At 33.6% G+C, this 2,993-nt stretch carries 3 protein-coding genes and 1 pseudogene; 2 read left to right on the forward strand and 2 right to left on the reverse strand.

Annotation, left to right across the window (positions count from 1 at the left end; genetic code table 11):
- The coding region (locus ACSVDA_RS24635) for a transposase (RefSeq protein ID WP_485887050.1) at positions 1-169 on the forward strand (169 nt) is incomplete at its 5' end.
- 27 nt (positions 170-196) lie between these two features.
- On the opposite strand, the gene ACSVDA_RS24640 is transcribed toward ACSVDA_RS24635, so the two are convergent.
- Both ACSVDA_RS24640 and tnpB read right to left on the reverse strand, forming a co-directional pair.
- On the reverse strand, positions 197-1,102 hold the full coding sequence (locus ACSVDA_RS24640) for an SDR family oxidoreductase (RefSeq protein WP_485887046.1): 906 nt from the start codon (positions 1,100-1,102) through the stop codon (positions 197-199).
- A 281-nt stretch (positions 1,103-1,383) separates the two neighbouring features.
- A pseudogene (gene tnpB, locus ACSVDA_RS24645) lies at positions 1,384-2,504 on the reverse strand (IS200/IS605 family element RNA-guided endonuclease TnpB).
- A 146-nt stretch (positions 2,505-2,650) separates the two neighbouring features.
- On the opposite strand from tnpB, the gene ACSVDA_RS24650 reads away from it, so the two are divergent.
- Complete coding sequence (locus tag ACSVDA_RS24650; RefSeq protein ID WP_485887048.1) at positions 2,651-2,785, forward strand: hypothetical protein; 135 nt, start codon at positions 2,651-2,653, stop codon at positions 2,783-2,785.
- The last annotated feature ends 208 nt before the right edge of the window (positions 2,786-2,993 follow it).

A 2,993-nucleotide genomic window follows, 5' to 3' on the forward strand; every position in this document is an offset into this window, starting at 1 on the left:
AAATAGCTATAAAACTGTAACATCAAGATATATAAGAAAAGAGTTCCAAAAGGAACTTTCGAAATACTATTGGAAACCTTATTTTTGGAACCGTAGTTATATGGTTTTAACTACAGGAGAAGCTACCATTGACATAATAAAAAAATACATTGAAGAACAAGGTGAATGAAGACCTTAGCGACTAACCCCCACTAAATCAAATAGATTTTGAAGGGGAATGCGTCGCAATTTTTTTGTTCAAATATTGTACAAAAAAATCTTCCAACGACAAGGAACCATATTTAGGAGCGATCATATTTTGAGTCATTCCTTGATAAAAAAATAAAAATATACCGTATTGTTGCTTATTTATCATTTTATAAACTTTTAACATGGGTGGAAATAATACTGTTGGTAAGTAAGTTATCTTTTCTTTGTCTCCTATAACTTTAAAAGCCATTTTAGCAATTTGTTGATGAGTTAGTATCTCAGGTCCCCCTACATCCAAAACCTCATTAGAATATAGTTTAAAAGATTCCACACAAAATTTTGCCAAGTCTTCCCCGTGAATAGGATTCAATTTATTAATTCCCTTACCAATTAAAAAAGCTCTACCTTTTATAGCTAAATTGAGGAATTCAGTCATATCAGAAAAATAACCTGTTGGCCTAATAACTAAATGCACCAATTTAGAACTGATTAACTCTTTAGCAAACTTTTCTTTCGCTTCTGTCATAGGTCCTTCAAAAACATCACCACGGAGTACGTGAATATACATAAATTTTTTCACATTGCTTTTTTCTGCTTCCCTCAATAAATTAGTATTGCCTTCATAATCAACTTCGTGAAATGTTAAACCATCCCTTTGCCTTGTAATACCAACTGAAGAAAAAACATAATCTATTCCTTCACAGACCCCTTCAAGAGTAATTGGCTTCGTAATCTCAGCGGTTATAACACGATCCACTTCTTTATCAATTGCTGGTTCCATATAATTACCTCGTCGTTTCAGTTTATCTTTATTCCTAACTACGACACTTACATGATAACCTTCTTTTTTTAAAGCCTTTACTACGTGACGTCCTAAAAAACCAGTTGCTCCAGCAACTAAAACTTTCTCCACCACCTCCACCTCCAACAATTTCATCAATTTAAGAAGAACTATATTTATATTTCACAAAAAGCGAATAACGATAAAAACCTATCAAATAGTTCTGTAACAACACATTTATTTACTATTCATAAAATATGAGCATACTCATTATTGATTATACCCATATTTTAATCTATTTTTTGATATTTTCAAAATATTAATTCTTTTAACTACCCACCACTTATCAGAACTTACGGTCATGATTGAAGTGGGGGATTCCTAAGTACGGAAACCTAACGGCTTCTAATTGATTAGGCTATCCCCGTAGTTCCTACGGTTAAGAGACGAATTGCTTCGTTTCTTAGATTTTGTCCTGCGTTAATATCTCTATCGTGATGGGTTCCGCATGATGGGCAATCCCATACACGTAAGTTTAGATTCTTAACGTCTTTGTTTTTGAAACCACAACTAGAGCAAAGTTGACTTGAAGCGAATGTTTTAGATACTACGATGACTTGTTTACCATACCATTTCGCTTTGTATTCAAGCATTGTACGAAATTTCCCCCAAGACACTTCACTAATTGCTTTTGCTAGATTATCATTTTTAAGCATATTGCTGACTTGCAAATCTTCAATGCCAATAATGTCGTAGCTTTTGACAATATCAGTAGATATTTTTTGCAAGTAGTCGTTTCTAGCATTTGAAATTTTTTCTTGCAGACGAGCTACTTTAATCCGTTGTTTATTCCAATTAGACCCACCTTTTGTGCGTCTTGAGAGAATACGTTGAGCATTTGCTAACTTTTCTTCTAGAGTTCGAAAGAATTTAGGGTTTGAATATTCTGTTCCGTCTGAAAGAATAGCAAACTGTTTAAGTCCCATATCAACGCCAATGGCTGAGTTTGTTTTTTCTAAAGACTGAACTTCAACTTCTGCAAGAAGAGAGACAAAGTATTTCCCACTCGGATTAGGTCTAATCGTCGCATTGATAATACGACCGTCAACATCTCGACTTTTTGCAAACTTAACAAGTCTAAGTTTAGGTAATTTAATTTTGTTATCGACAATGGCAATGTTCCATTTGTATATTTGGTTGTGTACGATTGGACTTTATTCTTTTTAGATTTGAATCTAGGGATGTTATGTTGCTTTTTGAAAAAACGGTTAAAAGCATCCGAAAGGTTGCGTAGTGAGGATTGTAGTGAAATGCTATCAACTTCTTTAAGCCATTGCAAATCCTTTTTCAACTTTGTTAACTCCGTAGAACAAGCGCCGTATGTTAAACCTTTTCCAGTCTGTTTGTATGTTTCATTCCATGCAGCTAAAAAATGATTGAACACAAAACGACTATAACTAATGGTTTTAGCAATTAATATTTCTTGTTCTTTAGTGAGGTAGATACGAAATTTATAGGCTTTGTTGACTAGTATTTTCTTCACCTCACTTATCTATTAATTAGGTTAATTATACCATATTAGAAGTGAGTTTTGGCTTACGCCAACCACCATTCATCACCCACTTAACCTTCACTCGCTTCGCATTGTTTTGGTTTGAAGTGGAGGTCTTCTGTCTGGGGTTGATAAAACGTCTCATTACTCTCATATTTTATGCACACTTGAATTTTCACTATGTGCAAGTGAAAAAATTATTTTTCATCATTTTTACTGAGCTTGCTTTTGTTACTTATTTGAAGTGGGAAGTTGTTGCATAAAGGGTGTTTTCGCATTGATTGTTGCTATTTGTACTATGTAATACACACGAAGTTTACGAAAAAATCATACATAAAAAACCCCCCTTTTTTATAAAGTGTACCCTTTGTAAAGGACAGTTTTAAAAAAAGCCTAGGCTACATTAAGAAGGTGATCTCTGTATTGAACAGGGGTCATCTTCTTTAAATTCCATTGATATCTGTATTTATT

It is taken from the genome of Cytobacillus sp. Hm23, from assembly GCF_051842895.1.
GTDB lineage: Bacteria > Bacillota > Bacilli > Bacillales > SM2101 > Nanhaiella.